Origin of the sequence: Xanthomonas citri pv. citri (assembly GCF_000961215.1) — a bacterium.
In the GTDB taxonomy this organism is placed as follows: Bacteria; Pseudomonadota; Gammaproteobacteria; order Xanthomonadales; family Xanthomonadaceae; genus Xanthomonas; species Xanthomonas cissicola.
Genome location: NZ_CP008998.1, coordinates 270,910 through 284,293, shown reverse-complemented (window position 1 = coordinate 284,293; position 13,384 = coordinate 270,910). Strand labels below are relative to the sequence as shown.

Here is a 13,384-nt window from a genome sequence, read left to right as displayed (position 1 = left end):
TCGTGCTGGCAACAAGCTCAGCCGGCACATTGCCGGCATGACCGGTGCGCTGCATCGGGATCCACTTCAGGAATTTCAGCCCTTGAGTGCGGCATGGCTAACGCGCCGCGGCGCGCTGCCATCTGCGAGGCGTTACAGCGGATTGCGCTCCAGAAACGCGCGAATCGCCGGCACCAGCACCTCGTGCTTGTCTTCCAGCACGTAGTGATTGGCATCGTTGAATGCAGTCACTTCGGCCTGCGGCAGCGCCCTGCGAAAGCCGGCCAGAAAGTGCTTGTCGAAACAGATATCACGCAGGCCCCAGGCGATAAAGGCCGGGCGGTCGGCGAACGCGGGCAATGCCTGCGCCGAGCGCTCCAGCAACGACCAGCCCTGGTCGGCCGGCGACAGGGGTATGTCCTGCATGAAGCGGATGGTGGAGATGCGGTTGCGCCAGTTGTTGTACGGCGCCACGTAAGCGCGGCGCACATCGGCCGGCATGCGCCGCGAGACGCCAAACCACGACGCGCCGGACGAAAACGCATTGAACGTGCGGATAAACCACTCGCCCGGCCGCCAGTGCCGACCCATCGCAATCTGCCATGGCATCGGCTTCTCCGCCGGCAGCGGGAACGCAGCCGTGTTGGTGATGACCAGCCGCTTGACCTGCGCGTGATGCGACAACGCCCAGCCGAAACCGATCATGCCGCCCCAATCGTGCACCGCCAGCGTCACCGGCCCGGTGATGCCCAGATGCCGCAACAAGGTGTCCAGATCGTCCACGCGGGATTGCAGCGTGTAGTCGTAGCGCGGCTGCGCGTCGGGCGCATCGTCGGGCTTGTCGGACAGCCCCATGCCGATGTGATCGGGCACGATACAGCGGTAGCGATCGGACAGGCCGCTCACCAGATGCCGCCACAAATAGCTCCACGACGGATTGCCGTGCAGCATGACAACCACCTCGCCATCGCGCGGGCCTTCGTCCAGATACGACATCGCAACGCCGGGGCGCACCTCAAGGCGCTTGGGGGGAAAGGGATAGCCGGGGTAGTTCATGATCTCTCGATGTAAAGCAGGGACTGAAATGCGTCTGGCGATTCGTCTAAGACATCGCACCTCACCATCGCTGCAAGGTTGAACTGTTTGCAACAGTGGTGTGCGAGGAAATCGCTCACAGCGGTTGCGCGCCTTCGCTGAGGATGTCGAGATACGCCTGATAGGCAAAGATGCGATGCCGCTGCTGGCCTGTGAGTTCGTTGACGATGTCCAACTCTTGCAGCGTGCGTACCGCTGCGCGAATGGTCGGCACACTCAGCGACAGGTGCGGCGCAACCTGCGGTACCGCCAGCACCACACGCCGCGCGAATTGCTCAAACACCAAGCCCACATTGCCTGCTCGCTGGCCTAGCGCTGCGATGCGTGCACGATCGCGCGCCAACAGCGCCAGCAACCGCTGTGCAGTATCGACAGCTTGCTGGGCGGTTTCGGCCACGCCGTCCAGAAAGAAACCCAGCCACCCTTCCCAGTCGCCATTGAGCCGGACTGCGTTGAGGCGGTCATAGTAATCGGCGCGGCGCCGCTTGAAATACAGGCTGAGGTACAGGCTCGGCTCTCGCAGCACACCTTCGCTACACAGAATCAGGGTAATCAGGAGCCGTCCCAGCCTTCCGTTGCCATCGCTGAAAGGATGGATGGTCTCGAACTGCACGTGCGCAAGGGCAGCTTTCACCAACGAGGGCATCTGGCCCTGCGACGCATGCAGAAACTGTTCGAGTGCCGCTAGCGTATCGGGCAGTGCATCTGGCGGTGGCGGAACGAAATGGGCGAGTGCGGGCGATGCCCCTCCTACCCATACCTGACTGCGACGGAACTCGCCGGGCTGCTTGCTGGCGCCGCGGCCACCCTGCAGCAGCAACGCATGCATTTCGCGGATCAACCGCAGCGATAGCGGAAAATCGTCCTCTCGCAGGCGACGCAGACCATGATTGAGGGCAGCAACGTAGTTGGAGACTTCCTCAACATCGTCGATGGGGACGCCCGGTGCCGCGTCCATTTCGAACAACAGCAAATCCGAAAGTGACGATTGCGTCCCCTCGATCTGGGATGACAGCAAGGCTTCCTTGCGCACGTACTGATAGAGGAAAAGCTCCGGGTCCGGCAGCATCAGCGTGATGCCATCCAATCGCCCCAATGCCTGATCGGCAAGCTCCTTGCGCGCAACCAACGCAACCAGGGAGAAGTCCAATGCCGGCTCCGGCGGCAGTGGGCTGGGCACGAACGCTTGATAGCGGCTGCCGGCAAGGGCTCCGGCAACATAATGCCCAGTCGTGCGATGCGGCATCTTCTTTCCTTACAGGCAGCAATGGTTCTTGCAAGGAAACTTAGATAGCACTTTTTTTCTTAAGCGGCGAGGTTGCACGGCATGCAGCAAGGCATGCCGTGCAACCACGCATCACCAAACCACTTCCGCCATCGAGCAATTCAAGCCCGAGCCGATGCCCAGCAGCGCGATGCGGTCGCCCTTCTTCAGGCGGCCCAGCTCCTTGAGCTTGCTCAACACGATCGGCACCGAGGCCGGACCGATGTTTCCGTGCTCGCCGAAGATGGTCATGACCTTGGCCGGGTCGATGCCGAACGACTTCACGAAGGCGGCGGTGTGGGGGCGGCTGACCTGGTGGATGACGAACTGGTCCAGCTCGTCCACCGCCCAACCCAGCACCTGGCGCGCGGCCATGAAGGTCTTCTGGGCCAACTTGATGCCTTCGATCAACAGCAAGCGGGTATCGGTGACCATGCGGTCCAGGTTGCCCCGGCATAGCTTGTTCCACTCGGTGGCCGAGCGGGTCACGCCGCCCTTGTAGCGCGGGGCGTCGGGCACCAGCTCGGTACGCGCCATGACCATGGCTGCTGCACCGCACCCCAGGGTCAGCGCGGCAAGTTCGTTGCGGAACTCCTCCTCGGTGACGTCCGGCGAGGTCATGCGCTCGAGGGTCTTTTCGTACACCAGGTTGGCAGTTTCGCCATCCACGACCAAGGCGTAGTCGATCTCGCCGCGCTCGAGCATGCGCGCGGCGATGTCCATGCCATTGATGAAGGCGAGGCAGGCGTTGGCCACGTCGAAGGTAACGCAGTGGTCGCCCACGCCCAGGTTGCCGGACACGATGGACGCCGTGGACGGCTCCAGGTAGTCGCGACTCACCGAGGTGTTGACCAGCAGGCCGATCTTCTCGATGCCGATACCGGCGTCGATCAGCGCCTTGCGCGCGGCCTGGGTGGCGGCGTCCGAGGCCTGGACATCCTGGTCCCACAAGCGCCGTGCATGGATACCGGCAACGTCGCCCAACACGTCGGTCTTGATCCCGAGGCGGTCGTAGGTCGGTTGCAGGCGTTCGTTGATTTCCTTGGAAGTCAGCGTGTGCGGCGCATCAACATGCGCCAGTCCCGCGATGGAGACATTCTGGAAGAGCATCGAAGTAGCGCCATGGCGTCAGGCGAGGGGGCGCTAGTCTAGCCGCTGGCTGGTTTTACCGCATCTTTACATTTGAAACGCCTGCGCCCCAGCCCAACGGTTCAGCGCGGCGGGCAGCGGAAGGCGTTGAAACGCTGGCTGCCGTCGGCCGGCTGGCCTTGCGCCTGCACCGCATTGGCGTTGGCGCCGGGGGCCTCGTTGCGCGCCAGCGTTTCCAGCTCTTCCTGCACGCGCAGCGGGTTGCGGTTGTAGAAGCCGACCTTGCTCTTGACCGTCACCACCACTTCGCCCTGCTGCTGACACCCCGCTGGCACAGGGCCTGCGGGCAGCACCCGCACGCTTTTGCCGCTTTGTTCGATCGGCACCCAGGTGCACGCCGCAGTGGAGGTGGCAACCAGAACAGACAGCATCAGCACGCGCATAAGTCATCACACCTGTGGGGAAAGCCGGATTGTGCCGCAGTTGCCTGCTGGCGATCCGGCGCGCGGTAGCACACGCAATCCACCCATTCAGCGCGCCGAACCGCCTTGCCTTGAGCGCGGGTACCCGTTCGAGCGCGATGTCCGCCGCCGTGCAACGCGTCCGGGTGTCCGGACGCGGACACCTCTACCCGTCTGAAAACCCTTCAAAAACAATGATCTTTAGTTGGCACACCGTTTGCTCTGCTTTATTTCGCAACCACGGGCCGCACCTGAAACTGACTTTTCGCTGAACAAAATCAAAAGTCATGCAAAAGTTCTTGTGCATACCGAAACGGTGTACTACCTTACTACCACACCACTGCCTAACAACACCAAGAGACCTCGCCATGAAGACCCAGACCCTGCGCATCGCCCTCTCCACCGCCCTGTTCGCTGGCGCCACCTTGGCCGGCTTTGCCCAGGCCACCAGCCTGACCACCCTGGAGACCGTGCAGGTTCGCCCGGCCGCCGACCAGATCGCCCAGCAGACACTGGAACGCAACAGCGGCATCCACACCCTGGCCGCCGTGCAGGTGCGCCCCTCGGCCGAGCAAGTGGCCGCCCTGGCCTCCGAACAGGCCGGCCCGCGCATCGTCACCTTGGCGGCGGTGCAGGTGCGCCCTTCGGCCGAGCAGCGTGCCGACCTGGTGGTACGCAACGCCGCCGCCAGCGCGCAGAGCGCCTCCAGCCAGGCAGCTGGCGCCATCGGTGCACTGATGGGGCAGGTCATCGTGAACCTGCCGACGCCGCAACTGCAGCCCTCGCCGGCCGAACTGGAAGCGCTGGTCAACGCCGCCATCAGCCTTTAAGCGGGCGCGCAGCTACACTTGCGCGCATGTCAGCACCTGTCCTCGATGTCATCCTGTTTCAGCCCGAAATTCCGCCCAATACGGGCAATGTGATTCGCTTGTGCGCCAATACCGGCGCGCGCCTGCACCTGATCGAGCCGCTCGGCTTCGACCTCAGCGACAAGCAGCTCAAGCGCGCCGGCCTGGACTACCACGAATACGCACCATTGCAGGTGCACGCCGACCTGCCCAGCGCACTGGCCGCGATCGCGCCCAAGCGCGTATTCGCACTGAGCACCCGCAGTACGGTGCGCTACGACACACCGCAGTTCGCCGATGGCGATGCGTTTTTGTTCGGTCCGGAAACCCGCGGCCTGCCGGCCGAGGTGCTGGAGTCGATTCCGCCGCAGCACCGGCTACGTCTGCCGATGCGCCCGGACAACCGCAGCCTCAATCTGTCCAACACCGTTGCGGTGATGGTGTTCGAAGCCTGGCGGCAATGGAATTTCGCTGGCGGCCAGTAGCACGCAATAGCCGGAACTGTGCGCAACGACATGCGCCTACCTGCCCGCTGCCAGGCCGCATTGCCACATGCGCGGTGAGATCCTGGCTGTCGCACCTGATATCTCGCCAAGACGCCTCATCGGTGTCGGCTGTCATCGTTCGACGGCGATAGACACTGCATCGATCCGGATTAACGAAGCGATGCTGCGCGCCGCGTCATCTGCGCGTATGCCGGGCCTCCTGGCCGACAGGACACGCCCCGGATCAGATCGCACTTGCTCACCCTCGCCGGCGCAGTGCGGTCGATACCGCGCAAGCCGCAACGGCCAGCGATCGGTAGCCACCTTCGTGCGCGCACTGCGCATCGGTCACAGCATTGTCTCGGCCTGCACGGAGGCCCCTGCCTGCAACATGCCGCGACAGCCGGCCCACAAGGCCACCGCCAGCAGCGCGATCGCACCCAAGGTCAGAAACGCGATGCGATAACCGAAGGCATGCGCCAACCAGCCACCGAACGCCGGACTCAGTGCCGCACCGACGCCCTGCACCGTCATCACCGCGCCCTGGCCGACATTGACGCGCCCGGTGCCTTGCAACAAGCGTGCGACCAGCGCCGGCACCACCACGCTTTGCAGGCCGGCGCCGAGCCCATCGAGGATCTGCACCGGAAACACGCCCCAGCCATGGATCACCGATGCCGCCACCAAGGCACGCAACGGCAGGGCCATGAACGCCACCAGCAGCACCCACCAGTGCCCGTGCACGCGGATCCAGCGCATCGCCAGTAGCGCGACCACCACCATCGTGGCCTGTGCCACCACGATGGTGGTGGCCGTCAACGCACTCGGGTCGCCGGCATGCGCCGCCACGATCGCCATGCCGTACAGCGGCAGCATCGCCGCATTGCCCAGATGGAACAGCCCCAGCGTCACCGCCAGCAGCGCCAACGGGCGGCACGTCAGCAGCACGCGCCACCCACTCAGCGCATCGCCACCGTTGTTGCTCGCAAGACCGCGTGCTGCGCGGTGGTCGATGGCCGCAGCCGGAATCGCCAGCACGGCCACCAGCGCCAGGGCGCCGAAAAATGCGGTCAGCAGGAACACTGCGGCAAAGCCATAACGCCATCCCAACCAGCCAGCCAGCACCGCGGCCAGCACGTTGCCGGCATGGTTGGCCACCTGGTTGCGCGCCAGTTGATGGTCGAAACCGCGCGCGTGCACCAGCCCCAGGGTAATGCCCGTCAATGCCGGGCCGATGCCGGCCGCCGCCAACGCCGAGGCGATCTGTGCGGCGACCACGCCGGAAGAGGTGGGCTGCAGCCAGATCAAGGCGGTGGCCAGCAGGATCGCCAGGCAACCGATCACCACCACGGCGCGTTTGCGCCGGGTGGCATCGACCAGCGCGCCGGCCGGTGTGGTGGCGAGCATGCCGGCGATGCCGCCCACGCTCATCACCGTGCCGATCGCCGCCACCGACCAGCCTTTGGATTGCAGGAACACGCTGAGGAACGGCCCCAGCCCGTCCTGCACATCGGCCACGCTGAAATGCAGTGCTTCCAGCGCGCGCGTGCCACGGGGCCTGGTCTTGGTCATCGGCATGGCAATGCTCCACTGCGAGCGCGCACGAAGGCGCACGTGGCAGACCAGGGGGCAAGCATCTCAGTGGCGCGCGGTGGCCGCATGTCCGGCTCCTAGTGTTTGGGCTTGGGCTTGGGTTTATGCGCGGGCCCGTGCGGCGGATGCTCGATCTGCTTCAGCGTCGCCGCCTTGCCACCCAAGGCATGGGCATGGATCAGTACACCGTGCGGCGTGGCCTTGGTCTCGCCTTCGGCCACCAGTGGCTTGCCGACCACCAGCTGTTTGGCGAAGTCGCCACCGGCATGCGGCGGAAACCGCACCGTGACCGCATCGTCCAGCAGCACGCCATGCACCTGCCCGTGCGGACCATGCAGCAACCGGGTGATGGTGCCGCTGTGCTGGGCCACTTCCGGCTTGGGCGGTTTGCCGGGTGGCTTGGGTTTGGGCTTGGCATGCGGCCCATGCGGGCCTTCATCGAGGATGCGCTTGCCACCTTCCGGATCGATTGCCAACGCCACCAACATCTCCACGTCGCGCGGCTTGAGGCCACGCACGGTGAGCGCGCTGCCCGGCTTGAGCGCCTTCAGCAGCGCCTCGGACAGATGCGGCGGGGTGTGCACTTCGGTGCCATCGGTGAGCAGCAGGCCGTCGATATCGGCCTTGGGGTTGAGCAGGAAACGCGCCAGGGTGCCGCGGGTGGCGGGGAGGAAATCAGGGTCGACCCAATGCATGGTGTTACTCCGAAAAAGGACCGGCATTGCCGGTCAAGCCGCTGGCCACGCGGCTGCGTGACCAGCGGAGGAAACCAACGAACAAGACAGGGGTGGTACGACTCAACGGCCGGCCGGCGGGACTGGAGCGACCGGCGGGGGCGGCGGCAGCGGGCCGTCCGGACGCGGCGCGGTGAACAGCGCGCGCAGCGAGGAGCGATCACGCCCCAACTGGGTCGCCTCGATCGCACGGCCGTCCGGGGTGGCCACACCCAGGCCGCTGGCGCTCAGCGGTGCGCCCACGCGCAGCAGATCGGCAAACTGCAGCGCCAGATGCGGCGGCATCCGCACCACCGTGCCATCGCTGACCAGCGCACCATTGATCTCGCCGGCAGGCCCATAGACCAGGCGCTGGATCGTGCCATCGGACTGCAACGGGGTCAGCTGGCCGGGGGTCGGCGGCGGTGGCGGGGCCGCGCCGAAGGTCGGCGGGCGGTCGACCACCTCGCGGCCGCTACGGCCGGAGCGGATCGAACTGACCTGCAGCACCGGCAGATTGCCCAGGCGGAAGCCCTTCACGACGACACTGTCGCCGGCACGGACGGCCGCCTTCACCTCGCTGGACAGATGCGGCGGAAACCCGACCTGGGTGCCGTCGCGCAGCCACAGTCCGTCGACGTCACCATTGGGATTGAGCAGGAAGCGCTCGACGGTACCGCTCACGCTCACCGGTGTGGCGGCGACCGGGGTCGGCGGGGCCGGCGGACCGCCGATCGGGCCATTGGGAGCCGGCGGCGGCGGCGGGGCGGCCACTTGTGCGGCGGCGGCGCCGATGGTGCAGGCCAGGGCAATTGCAAGAACAGTCTGACGCAACATGGGATGTCTCCTGCGCGGCGGGAAGGGGCCGCGTACCAGAGGCAAAGCAGCAATCGTGCCAATTGGCAAGTGATTGTTTTGAAATGACTTTCATTGGCCGACAGCCGAAGAGAGACGTCTGCATTTCATCCACCCTGTCCGGTTTTGGGACAGCTGTCGCGCAGTCTGCGATCGACGCGTGCGCGCGTGTCACAAGCCGTATTCCTCCAGCTTGCGATAGAGCAATTGCCGGTGGATCCCCAACCGGCGCGCGGCCTCTGCCCGATTGCCCTGGCTCTGTTCCAGCGCCGACTGGATCATCCGTTTTTCCAGCTGCGCCACCGCTTCGGGCAGGGTGCCGGTCAACGCCGATGCACCATTTGGCGGCGCCTCGCCAGCCTCGCCCAGCGCTTCCTCCAGATCCGCCGCATCGATGCTGGCGCCACGCACCAACACCTGGCTGCGCTGCATGACGTTGCGCAATTCGCGCACATTGCCAGGCCAGCGGTGCGCGAGCAGGCGCTCCTGCGCGGCCGGCGACAGGCTCTGCGCACGCGCTGCATTGGCGCTCAGGAAGTGCTGCGCCAGCAACAGGATGTCCTGGCCACGCTCGCGCAATGGCGGCAGTTCGATCGGCACCACATTGAGGCGGTAACGCAGATCGCTACGAAAGCGCCCGTCGGCCACGCAGGCCGCCAGGTCGCGATGGGTGGCGGCCAGCACCCGCACATCCACCTTCTGCGGGCCGCTGCCACCCAATGGCGTCACCTCGCCTTCCTGCAGGAAACGCAGCAGCTTGGCCTGCATCGGCAATGGCATGTCGCCGATTTCGTCCAGAAACAACGTGCCGCCATCGGCTTCGCGAATCAACCCGCGTCGGTCGCTGCTGGCGCCGGAAAACGCACCCTTGCGATGGCCGAACAGCTCGCTCTCCATCAATTCCAGCGGAATGGCCGCGCAGTTGACTGCAGCGAATGGCGCACTGGCGCGCGGGCTGGCGCGATGCAACGCGCGTGCCGCCAATTCCTTGCCGGTGCCGGTTTCCCCGGTGATCAGCACCGGCAGATCAGAGGCGGCCGCCAAGCCGATGCGCTTGTGCACGGTGCGCATCGCCGGGCTGTGGCCAACCAGTGCATCGTCGTCCTCGACCGGCGCAGACAACGCGTCTGTCGCTGCAGCCTGCGCCTCGGCGCGACTGAGCAGTGCGCGCTCCACCACCTCCACGATGTCGGCACGACCAACCGGCTTGACCAGATGATCGAAGGCGCCCAGCGTCATCGCCTCGATCGTGTTGCCGCTGGACACATGGGCGGTCAGCATCACCAGCGGCACCTGACGCGCCTGCGCATCGTCCAGGCGCGCGCGCAGCACCGCGATGCCATCCATGCCCGGCATGCGGAAATCCACAAACGCCATGTCGATGCCGCCTTCGCTCAACCGGGCCAGCCCGTCCGGCCCATTCTCGGCGGCGACCGCCGTATGCCCGAGCGAGCGCAAGGTGGCCTGCAAGGTGGTGCGAAACGCGGCATCGTCATCGATGATCAGGATGCGCGCCATGGCAACTCCAGAATGAAATGGGTCAGCCCGTCGGCATGTGCGTAGCGCGCGTGTCCGCCATGCGCGCGCGCGATCTCGCGCACCAGCGCCAGCCCCAGGCCATTGCCGTCGGCGCGGCCACTGACGAACGGTTCGAACAAGTGTGCGGCGATCGGTTCTGCGATCGGCGCGCCACGGTTGCAGACCTGAAGTTGCAACATGCCCTCCACTGCAGCCGCTTGCAGCGTAACCTCGCTGCCTGGATCGGCGTGCTGCGCGGCATTGCGCAGCAGGTTGTGCACCGCGCGCCCCAGTTGCTGCGGATCCAGGGTCCAGCGCAACGGCGCAGCCGGCAGCAGCACGCGGGGCGGCGACGTGCCGGGCGGTAACGGACCGTGCTCCAGCAGCGTCGCCAGCCAGTCCTGCACCACCACCGTCTCCAGCTGCAGACGGATCGGCTGCACCATGCCGAGCAGGCTCTCGACCACACCATCCAGGCGACGAATCTGCCCCAGCATCAACTCGCCATGCGCAGCATCGTCCGGCGTCGCATCGCCGCGCGCGATCTCGTTTTCCAGCGCCAACCGCATCGTGGCAATCGGGTTGCGGATTTCATGCGCCACAGTGGCCGTCATACGCCCAAGCGCGGCAAGCCGTTCGTGCCGCGACAGTTCGGCGGCCAGCCGGCGCGTCTGCGCCAGCGCCTGCGCGTTGCGCTGCGCATAGTCGTTGACCGCCGCGCCCAGCCGGTCCAGTTCCGGCGTCCCGGTCGGCGGAATGTGCGGCGTCTCGGTGTCGGCGGCCAGCGCTTGCTGGATACGCTGCAGGCGCTGGCTCCAGCGCCGCACCAGCACGCCCAGCGCAATGGCCGATATCGCCACCATCGCGAAGATCAGCAACATGCCGACGACCAGGGGCCGCCACGCGTCGGCCTTGCTGGCCGGCACCCGCGTCATCGTCCATGCCGCGCTGCCGGATGCCAACGGACAGGCGCTGATCAGCAGGACCTCGCGGCGACCGTCGCGACGGTATTGCGCCGCTTGCTTTGTCGTCACGCTCTGCTGCGCCGCGTTGACGATGTTGGCCCACTCAGCGGCGGGAATATCGGTCTTGTGATCGCTGCCGTCGTAGGTCGGGTACGCGTAGGCAACAAAGCCCTTGTGCAGGTCCCAGACACCGCCTTCGACACCTGGTGCATCGGCCAGCACCAGCTGCACCACCACCGCTGCCAGGCCCGCGCCATCGTCGCCGCGACGCGCTGCCTCGCTTGCCCCGGCATAGCGTTGCACGATGCGCGCGCATTGCCCGCCCAATTGCTGGCGCGCCTCCTCCAGCCGCACTCCCTCGGTCTGCCGATACAGGCCGTACAACATCGTGGCCACGCCCACACAGGCGGCCACGATCACCATCCAGATCAGCAACAGTTGCCGGAGCAGCGAACGGGGCATGGACGAAGCGGCCTGAAGAGGACAGCCAGTGTGCGTGAGTGCAACTGAATTAACGCAGGTTGGTCTTTACCAACGCGATGACCTCATCGCCACGCCCGCTCATCACTGCCTTGAGCAGATACAGGCCCATCCCCTTGGCCTGTTCGAGCTTGATCGCCGGCGGCACCGCCAGCTCCTGCGTGGCGACCCGCACATCCACCAGCGCCGGACCCGAATGCGCGAAGGCTTGGCGCAATGCACGCTCCAGTTGCGACGACTCATCGACACGAATGCCCAGGATGCCCATCGCGTTGCTCATCGCCGCGAAATCCGGATTGCGCAGCTCGGTACCGGTATCCAGATAACCGGCGGCCTTCATCTCCATGGCCACGAATCCCAGCGAGGCGTTGTTGAACACCACCACCTTCACCGGCAGATGCAATTGCGCCAGCGAAATGAAATCGCCCATCAGCATCGCAAAACCGCCATCGCCCGATAGCGAAATGACTTGCCGACCAGGAAATGCTGCTTGCGCGCCAAGCGCCTGCGGCATCGCGTTGGCCATCGAGCCGTGATTGAACGACCCCAGCAAGCGGCGCTTGCCGTTCATGCGCAGGTAGCGGGCGGCCCACACCGTGGGCGTGCCGACATCGCAGGTGAACACTGCATCCTGATCGGCAATCTGGCTGATCAGCCGGGTCACGAACTGCGGGTGCAGTGGCTGCCCGGGATCTGCCGGCACCGCCAGATCGTCCAGTCCTTCGCGCGCCTTGCGGTAGTGCGCAAGCGATTTTTCCAGGAAGCCACGTTCTTCGCGGCGCTGCAGCTGCGGCAGCAACGCTGCGATGGTTTCGCCCACATCGGCGGCAATGCCCAGCTGCAACGGCGTGCGCCGACCGAGCGCGCTCGGGTCGCGATCCACCTGCACGATGGTCGCGTCCTTCGGGTAGAACTGTCGGTACGGAAAATCCGTGCCGAGCATGAGCAAGGTGTCGCAATTGAGCATCGCGTGATAACCGGAACTGAAACCGATCAGGCCGGTCATGCCGACATCGAACGGGTTGTCCCACTCCACGTATTCCTTGCCGCGTAGCGCATGCACCACCGGCGCACCCAACGTGTCGGCCAACGCCACCACTGCGTCATGCGCGCCGGCGCAGCCACTGCCGCACAACAGCGTCACTGCCTTGCTCTGCTGCAGCAGCTCGACCAATTGCCGCACATCCTCGGCGGCAGGCAGCACCCGCGGCTGACGCAGCGCCGGCCACGCACTGGAGACATGTTTGTCGACCTCCAGCAACGCGATATCGCCGGGAATCACCACCACCGTCACGCCTTGCTGCAGGATGGCCGTGCGCATCGCCCGATGCAGCACTTCCGGCAGCTGCGCCGGGTTGGTCACCATCTCCACGAAGTGACTGCACTCGCGAAACAGCTCTTGCGGGTGGGTCTCCTGAAAGTAGCTGAGCCCGATCTCGGACGATGGGATATGCGCGGCAATCGCAAGTACCGGCTGGCGGCTGCGATGGCAATCGAACAGCCCGTTGATCAGGTGCAGATTGCCCGGCCCGCAACTGCCCGCACACACCGCCAGCTGGCCGGTCACCGCCGCCTCGGCACCTGCGGCGAATGCGGCCACTTCTTCGTGCCGCACATGCATCCATTCGATGGTCTGCATCTCGCGCAAGGCATCGGTCAAGCCGTTGAGGCTGTCGCCGGTGACGCCCCAGATCCGCTCGACCCCGGCGCTCTGCAGCGTCTCGGCCAGAAAGCGCGCCAACGTTCTCTTCTTCGCCACGATGCAGCTCCACAAGGTGTGTTCAACAGGCGTGCAATGCTCCCAGCGACTGCGTCAGTGCAATGTGCTTGTCTAGCGAGCGCAGGTAAAACGCTGGAAACCAAGCGGTTTATTGCGTTTATGCACGTACGCCTCACATCGGCGCAACGTAAGCGCTAGAGCGTCACGTTTTGCACGTGCTGTGCGCGTATCTGCACACTACACAAGAAAGCGCAGCTGAATCTGGCGCGATGATTCATCAACTGGTCAGTCCAAAATTCATGTCGCGTTCCATCGAATA

The 13,384-nt window shown here is 65.4% G+C and carries 12 protein-coding genes; 2 read left to right on the top strand and 10 right to left on the bottom strand.

The features are described 5' to 3' along the window. Window positions 1-132: 132 nt before the first annotated feature. From AMD14_RS01695 to AMD14_RS01680, 4 genes are all read right to left on the bottom strand, one after another. Complete coding sequence (locus AMD14_RS01695) at window positions 133-1,035, bottom strand: alpha/beta fold hydrolase (protein WP_005912225.1); 903 nt, start codon at window positions 1,033-1,035, stop codon at window positions 133-135. A gap of 115 nt (window positions 1,036-1,150) precedes the next feature. Further along, a complete protein-coding gene (locus AMD14_RS01690) occupies window positions 1,151-2,320 on the bottom strand; it encodes a Fic family protein (protein WP_003488925.1) in 1,170 nt (389 codons plus the stop codon). 111 nt (window positions 2,321-2,431) lie between these two features. Beyond that, entirely contained in the window at window positions 2,432-3,448 is a 1,017-nt protein-coding gene (locus AMD14_RS01685) for a 3-oxoacyl-ACP synthase III (protein ID WP_005912222.1), read from the bottom strand. A 101-nt stretch (window positions 3,449-3,549) separates the two neighbouring features. After that, on the bottom strand, window positions 3,550-3,870 hold the full coding sequence (locus AMD14_RS01680) for a DUF4156 domain-containing protein (RefSeq protein ID WP_003488921.1): 321 nt from the start codon (window positions 3,868-3,870) through the stop codon (window positions 3,550-3,552). Window positions 3,871-4,256: 386 nt separating this feature from the next. Between AMD14_RS01680 and AMD14_RS01675 the strand changes: the two genes are divergently transcribed. Together AMD14_RS01675 and AMD14_RS01670 are read left to right on the top strand one after the other, a co-directional pair. Then, window positions 4,257-4,718, top strand: a complete 462-nt coding sequence (locus AMD14_RS01675) for an XAC0231 family protein (protein ID WP_011050180.1) — start codon at window positions 4,257-4,259, stop codon at window positions 4,716-4,718. 26 nt (window positions 4,719-4,744) lie between these two features. Further along, window positions 4,745-5,221: a tRNA (cytidine(34)-2'-O)-methyltransferase gene (locus tag AMD14_RS01670; protein WP_003488348.1), complete on the top strand. Its 477-nt coding sequence runs from the start codon at window positions 4,745-4,747 to the stop codon at window positions 5,219-5,221. A 348-nt stretch (window positions 5,222-5,569) separates the two neighbouring features. Here the strand turns inward: AMD14_RS01670 and AMD14_RS01665 are convergent, their stop codons facing one another. The 6 genes from AMD14_RS01665 to poxB form a co-directional block, all read right to left on the bottom strand. Continuing rightward, complete coding sequence (locus tag AMD14_RS01665) at window positions 5,570-6,799, bottom strand: MFS transporter (protein ID WP_005928629.1); 1,230 nt, start codon at window positions 6,797-6,799, stop codon at window positions 5,570-5,572. A 92-nt stretch (window positions 6,800-6,891) separates the two neighbouring features. After that, complete coding sequence (locus AMD14_RS01660) at window positions 6,892-7,509, bottom strand: hypothetical protein (RefSeq protein ID WP_003488352.1); 618 nt, start codon at window positions 7,507-7,509, stop codon at window positions 6,892-6,894. 102 nt (window positions 7,510-7,611) lie between these two features. Then, window positions 7,612-8,364: a hypothetical protein gene (locus AMD14_RS01655; RefSeq protein WP_011050178.1), complete on the bottom strand. Its 753-nt coding sequence runs from the start codon at window positions 8,362-8,364 to the stop codon at window positions 7,612-7,614. Between the two features lie 189 nt (window positions 8,365-8,553). Continuing rightward, window positions 8,554-9,900, bottom strand: coding sequence for a sigma-54-dependent transcriptional regulator (locus AMD14_RS01650; RefSeq protein WP_015462750.1), 1,347 nt, complete (start codon window positions 9,898-9,900; stop codon window positions 8,554-8,556). Beyond that, on the bottom strand, window positions 9,885-11,327 hold the full coding sequence (locus AMD14_RS01645; protein ID WP_011050176.1) for a sensor histidine kinase: 1,443 nt from the start codon (window positions 11,325-11,327) through the stop codon (window positions 9,885-9,887). The genes AMD14_RS01650 and AMD14_RS01645 overlap by 16 nt, the downstream gene beginning before the upstream one ends. A 49-nt stretch (window positions 11,328-11,376) precedes the next feature. Next, on the bottom strand, window positions 11,377-13,086 hold the full coding sequence (poxB, locus tag AMD14_RS01640) for a ubiquinone-dependent pyruvate dehydrogenase (RefSeq protein ID WP_171843852.1): 1,710 nt from the start codon (window positions 13,084-13,086) through the stop codon (window positions 11,377-11,379). Window positions 13,087-13,384 lie beyond the last annotated feature (298 nt).